At 47.3% G+C, this 281-nt stretch carries 1 protein-coding gene; it reads left to right on the top strand.

What is annotated here, in order from left to right; all coding sequences use genetic code 11:
• Positions 1–281: LptF/LptG family permease (locus ABN217_RS19125; RefSeq protein ID WP_349459834.1), on the top strand; the 281-nt coding region annotated here is incomplete at both ends.

Raw genomic sequence — 281 nt, 5'->3', positions numbered from 1 at the left:
TATTGATATCTTCTTCCCGATGGCCGCTTTGTTAGGTGCTTTGCTAGGACTAGGTGCATTAGCGTCGCGCAGTGAATTGGTCGTGATGCAAGCTTCTGGCTTCACACGTTTACAAATTGCGCTTTCGGTGATGAAAACCGCGATCCCTCTGGTGATTGTTGCGATGTTTATCGGGGAGTGGGTTGCTCCTGCTGGTGATCAATGGGCTAGAAATTATCGTGCAGAGAAAATTGTGGGTAATTCATTAGTTGTCACCAATGAAGGTATGTGGGCGAAAGACG

Origin of the sequence: Proteus sp. fly-1067, assembly GCF_040139345.1 — a bacterium.
Classification (GTDB): Bacteria; Pseudomonadota; Gammaproteobacteria; order Enterobacterales; family Enterobacteriaceae; genus Proteus; species Proteus vulgaris_B.
Note: the sequence above shows the minus strand (reverse complement) of the source record. Positions and strands in the feature narration are given on the sequence as shown.